A 14,548-nucleotide genomic window follows, 5' to 3' on the forward strand; every position below is an offset into this window, starting at 1 on the left:
TCTACTCAGTGGTAATCAAGATAATCAACCAGTTCGACTTGGTCGTCGAACATCCGAAAAATGATGCGCCAGTTACCACTAATGCTGACAGGCCAATAGTCGATCAGGTCGCCATTCAACCGATGGAAACGCCAACCAGGCAAGTTCAGTGCATCTGGACGTTCGGCTTTGTCCAGAATGAACAGAACGCGGCGTAAGCGCTTTGCATGATTTGCGTTGATTCCACTGGTCGAGCCTGTCTCATAGAAGACCCTGAGACCTTTGTGTTTCCGGCTGACGATCATGGCGCGATTGTGATGTGATACATCACGCTCTGTAATGGCCTTGCATCGGTTTTAACGGTCGGCTTCATGATGTCTGTCCGCGGAACGATTCGGAGCGGAAAGGCTAGAGACACAGGTTCCGAGCAACGACCTGAAAACGCTGTCAGAACATTCCTTGTTGCTTGTCGGGACGACAATCGTAGGTAGGGCTCGGACTGATAGCGTGTCTGAAATTTCTGTAAGTCTCACCTTCGTATTTTTACTGATTTTTGAGTGCTAGTTTTCATCGCTCAACCCCATCAGCAAGGATTCGCAAATGGCCGCCCCTCCCATACCTTCGGGCGTTTCGCTGCAAGACAATATCGCCTTGGCCAACAACCGCAGGATGCATTTGAAGCCTGGTTCGGCCTTCGCCTATTCGTGGTTTTACTCACAGGTTCGGGGGCGTGGCCCTTGGGATTACAAACAGAAAAGCCGTGAGTACGAGGCGTTCGGTAACTTCAACTACGGCGTTACCGGCATTGTGCTGGGTATTCCGGAGAGTGTGCTGTTGAGAGCGGCTGGTGCGGCGCAAAAGGCAGCAGGGACTTCTCGGGCGGAGTTCGGAGACTGGTGGGGCGATGCGCCGTATGGTGATGATCACAGTGACCAGCATTGGATCAAGGAGGGTATCGAATATGCCAGAGCTCAAGGGTATTAAGTGGCCGGTCCAGGGCTTGTTTAATGGGCTGCTGGTGGTGTGTCTTGGGTACTTGGGTGTTGGTTGGTTGATGAGCCCAGGTCCACCGGAATTGGATGAGGTTGTGCTCAAGTATTCCCTGAATAACGGGAGCTCCATTTACGGTGCGCGAAACAATCAGGGTGGCGCTACGGTGGGCTTTTCCTACCTGTACTACGTCCACAAGGATCTGGGGAATGATCGGGAAATACTCACGACATTGGTGTCGGCACACCCTTTTCTGAAAACCAAAGAGCCGGATGTTCAAGTTACCCGGCAGGGGGGCCTTATCCGCCTCACTGTTCGAGGTGAGGTTTATGAGTACCGTAGTTACCCGCTCGAAGGTTTAGGGGCTGTGAGACTAGACATGAGGTTATAGGTCGGCAGGCTCTCGGATTTTTCCTGCAAGATTTTGGGCTGTGCATGAACTTGTCGCGTGCCGTCAGCGCGCCTAGTCTTCGTTCTGTCATCGCAAAAAACGGTGACACGGACGTGCAAGTCCGACGAAACTGTTTAGGCGTACAAACGCCCAGCCATCCAACGGGCGTTTTTTGTGCTCGCTGCTTTATGGCGGCTGCGCGCAGGAGGTCTTCGGACCTGCTGGGTGTCCTAAACAGGCCCGGTCTTGCACACCTGCGCACGGTCGCCACCCTCATTCGCGTGCAAGCGAACGGTGGCGCTCCTTACTCACTGTTTAGGAGCTTCATCATGGTCAAACCTACCCCCAATCCGCCGCTCTTCACCGTAAACCCGCACGAAAACACCGAAACCCTGCTGGTCAACGCCAGCGAAACCCTGTCTTCCCTTAACGCACTCACCTGCAATCTCGCCTTCGACCTGGACACCTCCCAGCGCGCGATCATGCTCGGGATTCAGCAAATGGCAGAGTTGGGTCAGTTGTTGGTCGATAGAGCATTGGAGCAAGTCAGCCCATCGCCAGCCTCTTGAAACGGTCCCAAACAGGGACTGATCGTTCCCTGATTGGGACCGCTATTTAACAAGCACCATCGATCAAATGTGGGAGCTGGCTTGCCTGCGATGGCGGAGTACCAGTCGACTTATCGCCAGATGACCCACCGCTATCGCAGGCAAGCCAGCTCCCACATTTTGATGTGCATCAGGCTCACGTTCAGCATTCACAGGGGCTTCGTTACTCCAGCCGTAACGATCCACCGCCCAGCTTGATTGATGGCCCTCTCATTCACTCCTAAGGTAAGCCCCACGACAGCAAACCCGTGGAGCGACCATGACAACCACCATCACCCCCGACTCGCGCTGGACGCGGCGGCGCGACGAGAAGCAGCGGCGCCTCGAGCTGGTCAAAAAATACGCAGACGGAGCGGTGTTGCCCAGCGACAGGATTGTCGAGGCACTGGAGGCGCTGATCCTCCCTGGCGACCGCGTGGTGCTGGAGGGCAATAACCAGAAGCAGGCGGATTTCCTCTCGCGCTCCCTGGCCAAGGCCGACCCGGCCAAGCTTCACGATTTGCACATGATCATGCCCAGTGTCGGCCGTTCCGAGCACCTGGACCTGTTTGAAAAAGGCATCGCACGCAAGCTGGACTTCTCGTTCGCCGGCACCCAATCCCTGCGCATCAGCCAGTTGCTCGAAGATGGCCTGCTGGAAATCGGCGCGATCCACACCTATATCGAACTCTATGCCCGGCTGGTGGTGGACCTGATCCCCAGCGTGGTGCTCTCCGCCGGGTTCATGGCCGACCGTGCGGGCAATATCTACACCGGCGCCAGTACAGAAGACACTCCGGCGCTGATCGAGCCTGCCGCGTTCAGCGATGGCATCGTGATCGTGCAGGTCAACCAGTTGGTGGACGACGTCACCGATTTGCCCCGCGTCGACATCCCCGCCAGTTGGGTGGATTTCGTGGTGGTGGCCGACAAGCCGTTCTACATCGAGCCGCTGTTCACCCGCGACCCGCGCCACATCAAGCCGGTGCACGTGCTGATGGCGATGATGGCGATCCGTGGCATCTACGAAAAACACAATGTGCAGTCGCTCAACCACGGCATCGGCTTCAACACCGCCGCCATCGAGCTGATCCTGCCCACCTACGGCGAATCGCTGGGCCTCAAGGGCAAGATCTGCCGCAACTGGACCCTCAACCCGCACCCCACGCTGATCCCCGCGATTGAAAGCGGCTGGGTCGAAAGCGTGCATTGCTTTGGCACCGAACTGGGCATGGAGCACTACATCGCCGCACGGCCGGATGTGTTCTTCACCGGCCGCGACGGCTCGATGCGCTCCAACCGGATGTTCTGCCAACTCGCCGGCCAGTACGCGGTGGACCTGTTTATCGGCGCGACCCTGCAAGTCGACGGCGACGGGCATTCCTCCACGGTGACCCGTGGCCGCCTCGCCGGTTTTGGTGGCGCCCCGAACATGGGGCATGACCCGCGCGGTCGCCGGCATGGCACGCCTGCGTGGTTGGATATGCGCCACGACGATGCCCCGCAAGCGTTGCTGGAGCGCGGCAAAAAACTGGTGGTGCAAATGGTCGAAACCTTCCAGGAAGGCGGCAAACCCACGTTTGTCGACACCCTCGACGCCGTGGAAGTCGCGCGCAAAAGCGGCATGCCCCTGGCGCCGATCATGATCTACGGCGATGACGTTACCCACCTGCTCACCGAAGAAGGTATCGCCTACCTGTACAAGGCGCGCTCCCTCGAAGAGCGCCAGGCGATGATCGCGGCTGTCGCGGGCGTCACGGCCATTGGCATGCGCCACAACCCCAAGGACACCGCGCGCATGCGCCGCGAAGGCTTGATCGCCTTGCCCGAAGACTTGGGCATCCGCCGCACTGACGCCACCCGCGAGCTGTTGGCCGCCAAGAGCGTCGCCGACCTGGTGGAGTGGTCCGGTGGCTTGTACAACCCGCCCGCCAAGTTCAGGAGTTGGTAAATGCGCGCTCTTAAACTGCACGAACTCAGCCTTGCGGATCGCCTGGCCGATAGCGCCGTCGATGCGCTGATCGATGAGGCGGACCTGTCGCCCAAACCTGCCTTGGTGGACCGGCGTGGCAACGGCGCCCACAGCGATTTGCACCTGGGCCTGATGCATGCCTCGGCGCTGTCGCTGTGGCCGATGTTCAAGGAAATGGCCGAGGCGGCGATTGAATTCGGCGAAGTCGGCTTGCCCCTGCGCGAAGCCCTCGGGCGTATTGGCCGCGAGGGTGAACAAGCGATGCTCACCACTACCCACGGCGTGAATACCCATCGCGGCGCGATCTGGGCCCTTGGTTTGCTCACCGCCGCTGCCGTCCTGGCGCCACGTGCTGTCACGCTGACGGCGGCCAAACTGGCCCTGCTCAACGACCGCTATGCCCCCCAGCCCATGAGCCACGGTGCTCAAGTCGCCCAACGTTACGGCGCACGCGGCGCTCGTGAAGAAGCGCAGTTGGGCTTCCCGTCCGTGGTGCAACGCGGCTTGCCGCAGCTGCACCGAAGCCGCCAGCAAAATGCCGGCGAACAGAACGCGCGCCTGGATGCCTTGCTCGCGATCATGACGGACCTTGGCGACACCTGCGTGCTCTACCGCGCTGGTCCCGAAGGCCTTCACGCCATGCAAACAGGCGCCCAAGCGGTACTGGACGCTGGCGGCAGCGCAACCTTGGCCGGTCGCCGCCAACTGCACGAACTGGACCTCCAACTGCTGGCCCTGAATGCCTCCCCCGGTGGCGCCGCCGACCTGTTGGCCGCCTGCCTGTTTATCGACCGCCTCGATGGAGCGTTTTGATGCAAACCTTATCTTTTGAATTCCCCGCCGGGCAGCCACCAAAAGGCCGTGCGTTGGTGGGTTGCGTGGGCTCTGGCGACTTGGAAGTACTGCTGGAACCCGGCACGCCGGGTACCCTGACCATCCAGGTGCAGACCTCGGTGAATGGCGCCGAGCAACGTTGGCAGCATCTGTTCGAGCGGATCTTCCAGGAGCACACCCCACCGGCATTGAAGATTGAGATCCATGACTTCGGCGCCACCCCTGGCGTGGTGCGCTTGCGCCTGGAGCAGGGTTTCGAGGAGATCGGCCATGACTGACTTGCTCGCCAAACACAGCTTCGTTGAACTGGGCGCTCGGCAGCGCGCCAAGGCCTTATTGGAGGCAGGCACCTACCGCGAATTGATCGACCCGTTCCAGCGCGTCATGTCGCCGTGGCTCAGCCGCCAAGGCGTGGTGCCGCAGGCCGATGACGGCGTGGTGATCGCCAAGGGCAGCATCGGTGGAAAACCGGTGGTCATTGCCGCCATCGAAGGCAATTTCCAAGGCGGTAGCCTCGGTGAAGTGGGCGGCGCCAAGATCGCTGGCGCACTGGAACTGGCCGCCGAAGACAATCGCAAAGGCATTCCCACGCGTGCGGTATTGCTGCTGGAAACCGGTGGCGTGCGCCTGCAGGAAGCCAACCTCGGTCTGGCGGCCATCGCTGATATCCACGCGGCGATCGTCGACCTGCGCCAGTACCAGCCGGTGATCGGCGTGGTGGCCGGCAGTGTCGGTTGCTTTGGCGGCATGTCCATTGCGGCCGGGCTGTGCAGTTACCTGGTGGTCACTCGCGAAGCACGCCTGGGCCTGAATGGCCCGCAGGTGATCGAACAGGAGGCCGGCCTGGAAGAATACGACTCCCGCGACCGGCCTTTTATCTGGAGCCTCACGGGCGGTGAGCAACGCTTCAACAGCGGCTTGGCCGACCGTTATGTGGCGGACGACGTGGCCGAGATACAACAGACCGTCAGCGCATTGTTGCAACAAGGCTTGCCTGCCCAACAACGCAGCCGTCGGGCCGAGTACTACCTGGCGCGCCTGGCCGAACTGGATGCCACGGCACAGATCGACCCGGCGACGGTGCGCGAGCTGTATCAAGGAGAACAACCATGAGAGGTTTGCAGTGGTTCAACGCGTTGAGCGCCGGCGCGACGCTCGTCGAGGGTTTGCCGAACTCCCTGAAAGTGGCTGACGGCCTGTTGGGCGAGCAGGCCGTGCGTTTCATCGCCGTGGTCACCGACGCGCACAATCGGTTCCCGCGTGCGCGCACTGGCGAAGTCGGCTTGCTTGAAGGCTGGGGCCTGGCCAAGGCCGTCGATGAAGCCATCGCCCGAGGTGACAAACGCCCTATCATCGCCATCGTCGATGTGCCGAGCCAAGCCTACGGCCGTCGCGAAGAGGCCCTCGGTATCCACCAGGCACTGGCCGCCGCCGCCGACAGCTATGCCCGCGCCCGACTGGCCGGGCACCCGGTGATCGCGTTGCTGGTCGGCAAGGCCATGTCCGGTGCGTTCCTCGCCCACGGTTACCAGGCCAACCGCCTGATCGCCCTGCGCGACCCCGGCGTGATGGTGCATGCGATGGGCAAGGCCTCGGCCGCGCGGGTGACCCTGCGCAGTGTCGAAGAGCTGGAAGCCCTGGCCGCCAGCGTGCCACCCATGGCCTATGACATCGACAGTTATGCCAGCCTCGGCCTGCTTTGGGAGACCTTGTCGGTCAGCCAGATTGAACAGCCCACGGCAGAGGACGTGGTACGGGTCGGCGATTGCCTGGTGCACGCGATCAAGGATATCGGCAGCACCGATTTGAATGGCCGCCTGGGCGCGACCAATCGAGCAGCCTCCAGCCACGTGCGCCAGTTGCTGCGGGAGCAATGGTGAACGCCCACGACTTGCTCTGGGGCATGACCCCGGCGCATCTGCCCGCCGAGGCTCCGGCCTGGGCGGTGGAGGCGATTGGCGCCGGCCATCCGGTTGTGGTGCGTCGCGCTATCACCGAGCCGGGCTATGTGGCGGTCGGCGTGCGCGGGCGCTTGCGGGAACAGCGGTTGGCGGCGCAGATGCCCGTTTCGGCGGTCCAGCGACGTGTCACCCCGGAAGCCTTGCGCGACGTTGTCTCGCCGCGCGATTTACTGGCGTTACGGGCACTCAACCTGCTGCGGCCGATGTTGGCGCCGCAGACCTGGGGCGTCACAGGCAGTGCGGGCTTCGAGTTGGCGAGTGGGATTCAAGCACTGCACGCCCAGAGCGATCTGGATCTGATCCTGCGCACGCCCGAGCGCCTGGAGCGTGGTGAGGCCGAAGACTTGCTGGCGCTAGTGAACACCGCACCGTGCGCCGTAGACCTGCAGTTGCAAACCCCGTTTGGCGCTGTGGCCTTGCGCGAATGGGCGAGTGGATCACGCCGCGTGCTGCTCAAGACCGCCCGCGGCGCACACCTCGTGATTGACCCCTGGCAGGCCGTGGCATGAGCAGCCTCCTGGTGTTCCCGGGGCAGGGCGCCCAACGGCCGGGCATGCTCCAGGCATTGCCAGCCGACGTCTTGGACCAGGCCAGCGCTGCGCTGGGTGAAGATGTTCGTGCATTGGACTCGGCTGAGGCCCTGGCGAATACCCGCGCGGTACAACTGTGCCTGTTGATCGCCGGTGTGGCCCACGCTCGCCTGCTGCAACACGCCCCGGATTACGTCGCGGGGCTGTCCATCGGTGCCTACCCGGCGGCGGTGATCGCGGGCGCGCTGAGCTTTGAGGACGCCCTCAGGCTCGTCAGCCTACGCGGCGAGCTGATGCAAAACGCTTATCCACAGGGCTACGGCATGACCGCGATCATCGGCCCGGAGTTATCCACCGTCGAACGGTTACTGGCGCAAATCCACAGCCCTGACACCCCGGTCTACCTGGCCAATATCAACGCCGACAACCAGACCGTCATTGCCGGCAGCGACGAGGCCATGAAACGTGTCGCCAACGGTGTGAAAGGCAGCGGCGTCGCCAAGCGCCTGGCCGTCAGCGTGCCGTCCCATTGCGCACTGCTGGCGCAACCGGCCCAGGCCCTGGCGCAAGCCTTCGTGCCGCTCAAGGCGCCGCGCATCACCTACCTGAGCAGCACCCGTGCGCGGCCGATCCACAACCCCGAGCAATTGCGCGACGACCTGGCCTTCAACATGTGCCGTGTCGTCGACTGGCGCGGCACCGTGCAGAGCGCCTACGAGCGCGGGGTGCGCCTGCAGATCGAACTGCCACCGGGCGCCGTGCTCACCGGACTGTCACGCCGGGTGTTCGAACAAGGCACCGTGATCGCCTGCGAAGGCGCACGCCTGGACACCCTGCAGGCCCTGCTGCAAGAGGAGGAACGCCGCCACCGATAAAGCATCACCCAAGGCTTTCGAAGCACAAAAACAACAATTTCGATCGAGCACTTTGAGGACAACAACAATGATTATCTACGGTGTGGCATTGCTGGCGATCTGCACGCTCGCGGGCGTGATCATGGGCGACATGCTCGGTGTGTTGCTCGGCGTCAAATCCAACGTGGGCGGGGTGGGGATCGCGATGATCCTGCTGATCTGCGCCCGTCTGTGGATGCAAAAACGCGGTGGCATGACCAAGGATTGCGAAATGGGCGTCGGCTTCTGGGGCGCCATGTACATCCCCGTGGTGGTGGCGATGGCCGCGCAACAGAACGTGGTCACGGCCCTGCATGGCGGCCCGGTAGCGGTGCTCGCGGCGATTGGTTCGGTGGTGGTGTGTGGTTGCACCATCGCCCTGATCAGCCGCACTCACAAGGGTGAACCACTGCCCGATGAAGAGCCGTTGATCGCGCCAGCGGGAGGTCGCTGATATGTGGGATCTCATTGAAAAAGGATTGGAACATAACGGCCTGGTCACCGCGTTTGCCTTCGTTGGCGTGGTCATGTGGATTTCCGTGGTGCTGTCCAAGCGCCTGACCTTCGGGCGCATCCATGGCTCGGCGATTGCCATCGTCATCGGCCTGGTCCTGGCCTGGGTCGGCGGCACGATCACGGGCGGCCAGAAAGGCCTGGCGGACCTGGCGTTGTTCTCCGGCATCGGCCTGATGGGCGGTGCGATGCTGCGCGACTTTGCCATCGTTGCCACGGCGTTCGAAGTGCAAGCCACCGAGGCGCGCAAGGCCGGGATGATCGGTGTGATCGCGTTGCTGCTGGGCACGATCCTGCCGTTTATCGTCGGTGCCAGCATGGCCTGGGCTTTTGGTTATCGCGATGCGATCAGCATGACCACCATTGGCGCGGGAGCCGTGACCTACATCGTCGGCCCGGTGACCGGCGCGGCGATTGGCGCGACCTCGGACGTGATGGCGCTGTCGATTGCCACCGGGTTGATCAAGGCGATTCTGGTGATGGTGGGTACGCCTGTGGCGGCGCGTTGGATGGGCTTGGATAACCCGCGTTCGGCGATGGTGTTTGGCGGGTTGGCCGGCACGGTGAGCGGCGTGACCGCTGGCTTGGCTGCGACAGATCGGCGGTTGGTGCCGTATGGCGCGCTGACGGCGACGTTCCACACCGGGTTGGGTTGCTTGCTCGGGCCTTCGTTGCTCTATTTCATCGTGCGCGGGTTGGTCGGTTAACCCGCCGATACAGGGTTGTCTGGCCTGGCTCGCGAACGTGGTGTGTCAGGCTGTCGCTTGGCGATTGGCATACATCCGGCACTCCGCCAACAACGCCAGCAAGTTCGGGTCACGCTCCTTGGCCTTCAGGAACACCACGCCAATATGCTGCTGCAACCGGTACCTGGGTTGCAGCGGTATCAGCTTCACGCGGTTCTCATACACCGCCGCAATCCGCCCCGGCAGCAACGCATAACCTACGCCTGAACTGACCATGCTCAGCAGCGTGAAGATGTCATTGACCTGCATCGCCACCTTCGGCTCGAACCCCGCCTGCTTGAATACGCGATTGCCGTCCTGGTGCGTGGCGAAGCCTTGGGTGAGGGTGATGAAGGTCGCGTCGCGCACGTCGGCAAGGTCGATCTCACGCTCGCGGTCGAAGGGGGAGTCGGCCGGGGTGGCGAGGAAGATATCGTCGGAGAACAGCGCGATCTGTTCGCAGTCGGGGTCGTTGGCGTGCTCATCGAGGGAGATGAGGATGGCGTCCACTTCCATGTTCTTGAGCTTGTAGATCAAGTCGAAGTTGGAGCCCATGATCAGGTCGATATTGAGCTCGCTGCGGCGGATCTTCAGGCCCATGATCAGTTGCGGCACGGTCTTCACGGTCAGCGAATACAGCGAGCCCAGCTTGAAGCGTTCGGCGGAGAACCCGGCCGCTTCGCGGGTGAGGCGTACGCTGTCGACCACATCGGCAATCAGCTTCTGGGCGCGCTCTTCCAATACGTAGGCGCTTTCCAAAGGGGTGAGGTTGCGCCCTTCATGTTTGAACAGCGGGCAGCGCAGGGCGTTTTCCAACGAGTGGATGGCGCGATGCACGCTGACGTTGCTGGTTTGCAGCTCGGCGGCGGCGCGGGCCAGGTTGCCGGTGCGCATGAACGCCAGGAAGACTTCCAGTTTCTTGAGGGTGAACTCTTCGTCGATCAGCATGGCGGTGGCTCTTGTTCGAATGCCGTCGATTGTGCCCCTAAAACCCGTTCACTCCCAGCCATGCACTGCACAGTCCCAGCAGCACGCCGAGGACGATCAGCCAGATCGCATTCACTCGCGTGTAATACACCACGGCGGCGCTGCCCAGGGTCAGCACCAGGCTGGTGACATTGCTTTGCAGGCTGTTCACGAGGATGTAGCTGGCGGCGAGGATCAGGCCGATGGAAATCGGCAGCAGGCTACGTTTGACGCGCTGCACCCACGGCGTCTCGGTATGGCGCTCCAGCCAGCCCGCGCCGACGTAAGTGAGCACCGAGCACGGCACCAGCTTGGCCAGCAGTGCGACCAGCGCGCCGGGCAGCCCGGCGGCTTGCTGGCCGATGAACACCAGCAGCATGCCGTTGGGACCGGGCAGGGCCTGGGACAGGGCGAAGAACGCGACGAATTGTGCGTCGGTCAGCCAGTGCATGTCGTTGACGGAGTAGCGGTGGATATCGCCGACGGCAACCATGTTGCCGCCAATCGACATCAGCGACCACAGCGCGCACTGGAGCATCAGGTGCAGGAGGGTGGCTTGCATCAGCGGGCCGCCTGGCGGGTGTCGATGAAACCCAGCGCCAGTGAGCTGGGGATGCAGATCAACAGCACCATCCACAGCGGCAGCACCAGGATCGCCATCAACACGAAAGTCATCAGGAACGCGACGTAGTTGGCGACAGTCCTGGGCATGGCCTTGAGCAGGCGCAGGGTGGTGCCGAGAATCAGGCCGGTGGCAATCGGCATGACCGCGCCGAAAATCTGCTGCACCACCTCATGGCGCCACCACGTGGTATAGGCAAAACCGGCGAGCACGGTGATCAGCGAGGGGAACAGGTACAGCCCGCAAACGGTCACAATCGCACCTGGCAAGCCATGCAGGCGTCGGCCGTAGATGATGCCGACGTTGGCAATGTTGGGCCCGGGGAAGAACTGGCCGGTGGTCAGCAGTTCGTTGAACGCCTGTTCGCTGACCCAACGCCTGCGGTCGACCATCATTTGCCGCGCCCAGGGCATCACGCCGCCAAAGCCGAACACGCCGACCATGGCAAAGTTGTAAAACAACTGCCAGAGACTGGGTTGCGGCGTGTCGGGTTCAGGCTCGGGCATGGTCGATACCGGTGGATTGAGGCAGGTGCAGGGATAGCGTGAATCATCCAATGGGCAGTGGTCGTTGGGCAAATGAAGAAAGGTTGTTACCTGATAGTGAGCGAGTGGCGTCAGAATGCTCAAGGTGATAACGGTTATTCGAGGTGAGTGACACATGTATCACGGGGAACGATTCAATGCCTGGAGCCATTTGCTCGGGGCGGTTGCGGCCTGTATTGGCGCAGTGTGGATGTTGGTGGTGGCGAGCCTGGACGGCAGCCCCTGGAAGATTGTCAGCGTGGCGATTTATGGCTTTACGCTGATGGTGCTGTACAGCGCGTCCACCGTGTACCACAGCGTGCAGGGGCGCAGAAAAGAGATCATGCAAAAGGTTGATCACTTTTCGATCTACCTGTTGATCGCGGGCAGCTACACGCCGTTTTGCCTGGTGACCTTGAGAGGGCCGTGGGGCTGGACCTTGTTCGGCATCGTCTGGGGGCTGGCGGTGATCGGCATCCTGCAGGAGATCAAGCCGCGCTCCGAGGCGCGAATCCTGTCGATCGTGATCTACGCGGTGATGGGCTGGATCGTGCTGGTGGCGGTCAAGCCGCTGATCGCCGCGCTGGGCACGGCAGGGTTTGTGTGGTTGGCCGCAGGCGGGGTGCTGTACACCGTCGGCATCATCTTTTTTGCCCTGGAGGACCGCCTGCGCCATTCCCATGGGATCTGGCACTTGTTCGTGATTGGCGGCAGCCTGCTGCACTTTGTGGCGATCATGCACTACGTCCTGTAACGGACAATGCGTTTGGAACGTGTGGATCTCCAGTGGTTTTGGGCGCGTATTACTACAAGCGCTCCAGCAGTTCGCGGGCGCGGTTGCCGAAGATCTCCAGCAAGTTGGCCAGCATATGCGGTGGCGGCTCATCGGCGCGGGTCAAGGCGTACAGGGTGATCGGCAGCGGCGGGGTGAGGGGGCGGATGCAGGTGGTGGCGGTCGACGCACCGAGGGCGGTGAAGGGGTCGATCACTGTAAGGCCCGCACCGGACTCCACCATTGCACGGGCCAGTGAATAGGTTTGTACCGAGATTGTCACCCTGGGTGGCGGGTCGACGTTTTCCAGGTAGCTGTCGAGTTTCGCCGCCAGCGGATCGGCGCTGGAAAGGCCGATCAGCGGCGCTCCCGCCAGGTCCACCAAGGGCAAGGGTTTGCTCGATTCGGCGTCCGACCAATAGCCTTTGGACGCCAACGCCACCAACACACCGTTGGCCAACACCTGGGTGGTCAACCCCGGATGACCGGAGAAGTTGAGGGTCAGCGCCAGGTCGATCTCACGCATCAGCAGCTTCTGCACCAGTTCGCGGCTGTGGTCGCTGGACAGTTCGCAGGCCATGTCCGGGTAGTCGCGCTTCCACTCCAGCACCGCCGGTGGCAACAGCGACAGGGCCAGCGCCGGGATCGCGCCGATGCGCACACTCTGGCCCGGGGCGCGGCGCAGGCTCTTGGCCAGGCGTCGTACGCCTTGCAGGCTTTCGGTGACTTTCTCGACTTCGCTTTCCAGCGCCAGGGCTTCCGGCGTGGGCTGCAACTTGCCGCGCACGCGTAGAAACAGGGGGAAGCCCAGCTGCAATTCGGCGTGCTGCAACACCTTGGTGACTGCCGGTTGCGACACATGCAGCAACTGCGCGGCGGCGCTGACGGAGCCGGTCTGGCGGATGGCCTGGAAGATCTCGATATGACGCAAGCGCATGGCAAGTCCATAACCTTTGTTTATAGGTGGCCCATCTTTATTCATTGTCGGTGGCCTGTCACCTGCCCCTAGGCTTGAGTTCTCTTAATCAACGGCTGGAGGCTGGGATGGCCAGGCAGGTTTGCATCATTGGCGGTGGGGTTATCGGCTTGGCCAGTGCCTACGCGTTGGTACGCGCAGGCCATGAGGTCACGGTGATCGACGCGCGCGACAGCCTGGGCAGCGAAACCAGTTTCGCCAATGGCGGGCAATTGTCCTACCGCTATGTGGCGCCATTGGCGGATGCCGGCGTGCCGTTGCAAGCGATTGGCTGGCTGTTGCGCGGCGATTCCCCATTGAAGCTGCGCCCGCGTCTCGACCCGCAGCAATGGCGCTGGATGGCGGCCTTCCTCGGCGCCTGCCGTGGCTCGGTGAACCAGAGCAATACCGCTCACCTGCTGCGCCTGGCTTCCCTGAGCCAGGACACCTTGCAGCAATGGCGTCACGACGATCACCTGGACGGCTTCGACTGGCGGCGCAACGGCAAGCTGGTCACCTTTCGCACTGCCGGCACCTTCGAGCATGCGCGCAGCAAGGTCACCAATATCCTGCAGCAACAGGTCCTGTCGGCAGCCGACTGCGCACGCCTGGAGCCGTCGCTGGCGGGGGGTGGGTTTGTCGGGGGGATCTACACGCCGAATGAGGAAGTTGCAGATTGCCATGGCTTTTGCCAGCGCTTGGCCGCCCGGCTCGAAGCTTCCGGGCGCTGCACGTTTTGGCTGGGGCGCAAAGTGACCGGGATCCGCCACGCGGACGGTGCAGTGCAGGCCATCGAGATCGGCGCTGAGGTGATGCCGGTGGACCACCTGGTGTTGGCGGCCGGGCATCGCAGTGCCGAGCTGGCCTTGCCGGGGTTGTCACTGCCACTGTATCCGCTGAAGGGCTACAGCCTGAGTGTGCCCATTGGCGAGCAGCATCGGGCGCCCGAGATCAGCATCACTGACTATGACCGCAAGATCGTCTATGCGCGCATCGGTGAACAACTGCGGGTAGCGGCGATGGTGGATATTGTCGGCTTTGATGCCAACCTTGAACCCAAGCGCCTGGGGCTGATGAAACGCCAGGCTATCGAGACATTTCCTGCAGCCGGCGACTACGCCCATGCGGTGGAATGGGCCGGCATGCGCCCCGCCACGCCAACCGGCGTGCCGCTGATTGGTGCCAGCGCCTATCGCAACCTGTGGCTGAACCTGGGCCACGGTGCCCTTGGGTTTACCCTGGCGTGTGGCAGCGGCCAAGTGTTGGCCGAACTGATCGGCCAACACGTTCCTTCCATTGATATGCAGGGCCTGTCGCCCCGCGCCGCCTGAGGA

The 14,548-nt window shown here is 62.3% G+C and carries 18 protein-coding genes; 13 read left to right on the forward strand and 5 right to left on the reverse strand.

Annotation, left to right across the window (positions count from 1 at the left end; all coding sequences use genetic code 11):
* Positions 1-5: 5 nt before the first annotated feature.
* Positions 6-284 carry a type II toxin-antitoxin system RelE/ParE family toxin gene (locus CQ002_RS02505; RefSeq protein WP_034109928.1) on the reverse strand — a complete coding sequence of 93 codons (279 nt, stop codon included), beginning with the start codon at positions 282-284 and terminating at the stop codon, positions 6-8.
* A 295-nt stretch (positions 285-579) separates the two neighbouring features.
* Between CQ002_RS02505 and CQ002_RS02510 the strand changes: the two genes are divergently transcribed.
* The 11 genes from CQ002_RS02510 to madM all read left to right on the forward strand — a co-directional run bounded on the left by CQ002_RS02510 (position 580) and on the right by madM (position 9,357).
* Positions 580-963, forward strand: a complete 384-nt coding sequence (locus CQ002_RS02510; RefSeq protein ID WP_080758330.1) for a polymorphic toxin type 44 domain-containing protein — start codon at positions 580-582, stop codon at positions 961-963.
* A 726-nt stretch (positions 964-1,689) separates the two neighbouring features.
* Positions 1,690-1,929 (forward strand): DUF6124 family protein, encoded by a 240-nt coding sequence (locus CQ002_RS02520; RefSeq protein WP_025857698.1) that lies wholly within the window; start codon positions 1,690-1,692, stop codon positions 1,927-1,929.
* A 298-nt stretch (positions 1,930-2,227) separates the two neighbouring features.
* Positions 2,228-3,898: a malonate decarboxylase subunit alpha gene (gene mdcA / locus CQ002_RS02525; protein WP_098467509.1), complete on the forward strand. Its 1,671-nt coding sequence runs from the start codon at positions 2,228-2,230 to the stop codon at positions 3,896-3,898.
* Positions 3,899-4,732, forward strand: a complete 834-nt coding sequence (locus CQ002_RS02530) for a triphosphoribosyl-dephospho-CoA synthase (RefSeq protein ID WP_105163003.1) — start codon at positions 3,899-3,901, stop codon at positions 4,730-4,732.
* Positions 4,732-5,031, forward strand: coding sequence for a malonate decarboxylase subunit delta (locus CQ002_RS02535; RefSeq protein ID WP_105163002.1), 300 nt, complete (start codon positions 4,732-4,734; stop codon positions 5,029-5,031). The genes CQ002_RS02530 and CQ002_RS02535 overlap by 1 nt, the downstream gene beginning before the upstream one ends.
* Positions 5,024-5,866: a biotin-independent malonate decarboxylase subunit beta gene (locus tag CQ002_RS02540; RefSeq protein ID WP_034109918.1), complete on the forward strand. Its 843-nt coding sequence runs from the start codon at positions 5,024-5,026 to the stop codon at positions 5,864-5,866. The genes CQ002_RS02535 and CQ002_RS02540 overlap by 8 nt, the downstream gene beginning before the upstream one ends.
* On the forward strand, positions 5,863-6,633 hold the full coding sequence (gene mdcE / locus CQ002_RS02545) for a biotin-independent malonate decarboxylase subunit gamma (protein WP_034109915.1): 771 nt from the start codon (positions 5,863-5,865) through the stop codon (positions 6,631-6,633). Before CQ002_RS02540 ends, mdcE begins: the two co-directional genes overlap by 4 nt.
* On the forward strand, positions 6,627-7,223 hold the full coding sequence (locus tag CQ002_RS02550; protein ID WP_105163001.1) for a malonate decarboxylase holo-ACP synthase: 597 nt from the start codon (positions 6,627-6,629) through the stop codon (positions 7,221-7,223). Before mdcE ends, CQ002_RS02550 begins: the two co-directional genes overlap by 7 nt.
* Positions 7,220-8,119 carry a malonate decarboxylase subunit epsilon gene (mdcH, locus tag CQ002_RS02555; protein WP_105163000.1) on the forward strand — a complete coding sequence of 300 codons (900 nt, stop codon included), beginning with the start codon at positions 7,220-7,222 and terminating at the stop codon, positions 8,117-8,119. Before CQ002_RS02550 ends, mdcH begins: the two co-directional genes overlap by 4 nt.
* A 67-nt stretch (positions 8,120-8,186) precedes the next feature.
* Positions 8,187-8,591, forward strand: a complete 405-nt coding sequence (madL, locus tag CQ002_RS02560) for a malonate transporter subunit MadL (protein ID WP_034109908.1) — start codon at positions 8,187-8,189, stop codon at positions 8,589-8,591.
* A gap of 1 nt (position 8,592) precedes the next feature.
* Complete coding sequence (gene madM / locus CQ002_RS02565; RefSeq protein WP_034109906.1) at positions 8,593-9,357, forward strand: malonate transporter subunit MadM; 765 nt, start codon at positions 8,593-8,595, stop codon at positions 9,355-9,357.
* Positions 9,358-9,402: 45 nt separating this feature from the next.
* Here the strand turns inward: madM and CQ002_RS02570 are convergent, their stop codons facing one another.
* Genes CQ002_RS02570 through CQ002_RS02580 form a run of 3 tightly spaced genes read right to left on the reverse strand, consistent with a single transcriptional unit; the run spans position 9,403 to position 11,469 of the window.
* Positions 9,403-10,323, reverse strand: a complete 921-nt coding sequence (locus tag CQ002_RS02570; protein ID WP_034109903.1) for a LysR substrate-binding domain-containing protein — start codon at positions 10,321-10,323, stop codon at positions 9,403-9,405.
* Positions 10,324-10,360: 37 nt separating this feature from the next.
* Positions 10,361-10,903, reverse strand: coding sequence for a chromate transporter (locus tag CQ002_RS02575; RefSeq protein WP_105162999.1), 543 nt, complete (start codon positions 10,901-10,903; stop codon positions 10,361-10,363).
* Entirely contained in the window at positions 10,903-11,469 is a 567-nt protein-coding gene (locus CQ002_RS02580) for a chromate transporter (protein ID WP_105162998.1), read from the reverse strand. The genes CQ002_RS02575 and CQ002_RS02580 overlap by 1 nt, the downstream gene beginning before the upstream one ends.
* A 154-nt stretch (positions 11,470-11,623) precedes the next feature.
* On the opposite strand from CQ002_RS02580, the gene CQ002_RS02585 reads away from it, so the two are divergent.
* Positions 11,624-12,241 carry a hemolysin III family protein gene (locus CQ002_RS02585; protein ID WP_034109897.1) on the forward strand — a complete coding sequence of 206 codons (618 nt, stop codon included), beginning with the start codon at positions 11,624-11,626 and terminating at the stop codon, positions 12,239-12,241.
* A gap of 52 nt (positions 12,242-12,293) precedes the next feature.
* On the opposite strand, the gene CQ002_RS02590 is transcribed toward CQ002_RS02585, so the two are convergent.
* Complete coding sequence (locus tag CQ002_RS02590) at positions 12,294-13,196, reverse strand: LysR family transcriptional regulator (RefSeq protein WP_098467504.1); 903 nt, start codon at positions 13,194-13,196, stop codon at positions 12,294-12,296.
* A 107-nt stretch (positions 13,197-13,303) separates the two neighbouring features.
* On the opposite strand from CQ002_RS02590, the gene CQ002_RS02595 reads away from it, so the two are divergent.
* Entirely contained in the window at positions 13,304-14,545 is a 1,242-nt protein-coding gene (locus CQ002_RS02595) for a D-amino acid dehydrogenase (RefSeq protein WP_034109893.1), read from the forward strand.
* The last annotated feature ends 3 nt before the right edge of the window (positions 14,546-14,548 follow it).

The organism is Pseudomonas sp. MYb13 (genome assembly GCF_002980075.1).
Classification (GTDB): Bacteria; Pseudomonadota; Gammaproteobacteria; order Pseudomonadales; family Pseudomonadaceae; genus Aquipseudomonas; species Aquipseudomonas lurida.

What these genes read in the sequence shown, in the direction of transcription:
- CQ002_RS02520 (WP_025857698.1), top strand. Translation starts at nt 1,690, where the DNA reads ATGGTCAAACCTACCCCCAATCCGCCGCTCTTCACCGTAAACCCGCAC.
- CQ002_RS02530 (WP_105163003.1), top strand. Translation starts at nt 3,899, where the DNA reads ATGCGCGCTCTTAAACTGCACGAACTCAGCCTTGCGGATCGCCTGGCC.
- CQ002_RS02505 (WP_034109928.1), bottom strand. Translation starts at nt 284, where the DNA reads ATGATCGTCAGCCGGAAACACAAAGGTCTCAGGGTCTTCTATGAGACA.
- mdcA (WP_098467509.1), top strand. Translation starts at nt 2,228, where the DNA reads ATGACAACCACCATCACCCCCGACTCGCGCTGGACGCGGCGGCGCGAC.
- CQ002_RS02585 (WP_034109897.1), top strand. Translation starts at nt 11,624, where the DNA reads ATGTATCACGGGGAACGATTCAATGCCTGGAGCCATTTGCTCGGGGCG.
- mdcH (WP_105163000.1), top strand. Translation starts at nt 7,220, where the DNA reads ATGAGCAGCCTCCTGGTGTTCCCGGGGCAGGGCGCCCAACGGCCGGGC.
- CQ002_RS02575 (WP_105162999.1), bottom strand. Translation starts at nt 10,903, where the DNA reads ATGCAAGCCACCCTCCTGCACCTGATGCTCCAGTGCGCGCTGTGGTCG.
- CQ002_RS02540 (WP_034109918.1), top strand. Translation starts at nt 5,024, where the DNA reads ATGACTGACTTGCTCGCCAAACACAGCTTCGTTGAACTGGGCGCTCGG.
- CQ002_RS02570 (WP_034109903.1), bottom strand. Translation starts at nt 10,323, where the DNA reads ATGCTGATCGACGAAGAGTTCACCCTCAAGAAACTGGAAGTCTTCCTG.
- mdcE (WP_034109915.1), top strand. Translation starts at nt 5,863, where the DNA reads ATGAGAGGTTTGCAGTGGTTCAACGCGTTGAGCGCCGGCGCGACGCTC.
- madM (WP_034109906.1), top strand. Translation starts at nt 8,593, where the DNA reads ATGTGGGATCTCATTGAAAAAGGATTGGAACATAACGGCCTGGTCACC.
- CQ002_RS02535 (WP_105163002.1), top strand. Translation starts at nt 4,732, where the DNA reads ATGCAAACCTTATCTTTTGAATTCCCCGCCGGGCAGCCACCAAAAGGC.
- madL (WP_034109908.1), top strand. Translation starts at nt 8,187, where the DNA reads ATGATTATCTACGGTGTGGCATTGCTGGCGATCTGCACGCTCGCGGGC.
- CQ002_RS02595 (WP_034109893.1), top strand. Translation starts at nt 13,304, where the DNA reads ATGGCCAGGCAGGTTTGCATCATTGGCGGTGGGGTTATCGGCTTGGCC.
- CQ002_RS02510 (WP_080758330.1), top strand. Translation starts at nt 580, where the DNA reads ATGGCCGCCCCTCCCATACCTTCGGGCGTTTCGCTGCAAGACAATATC.
- CQ002_RS02550 (WP_105163001.1), top strand. Translation starts at nt 6,627, where the DNA reads ATGGTGAACGCCCACGACTTGCTCTGGGGCATGACCCCGGCGCATCTG.
- CQ002_RS02590 (WP_098467504.1), bottom strand. Translation starts at nt 13,196, where the DNA reads ATGCGCTTGCGTCATATCGAGATCTTCCAGGCCATCCGCCAGACCGGC.
- CQ002_RS02580 (WP_105162998.1), bottom strand. Translation starts at nt 11,469, where the DNA reads ATGCCCGAGCCTGAACCCGACACGCCGCAACCCAGTCTCTGGCAGTTG.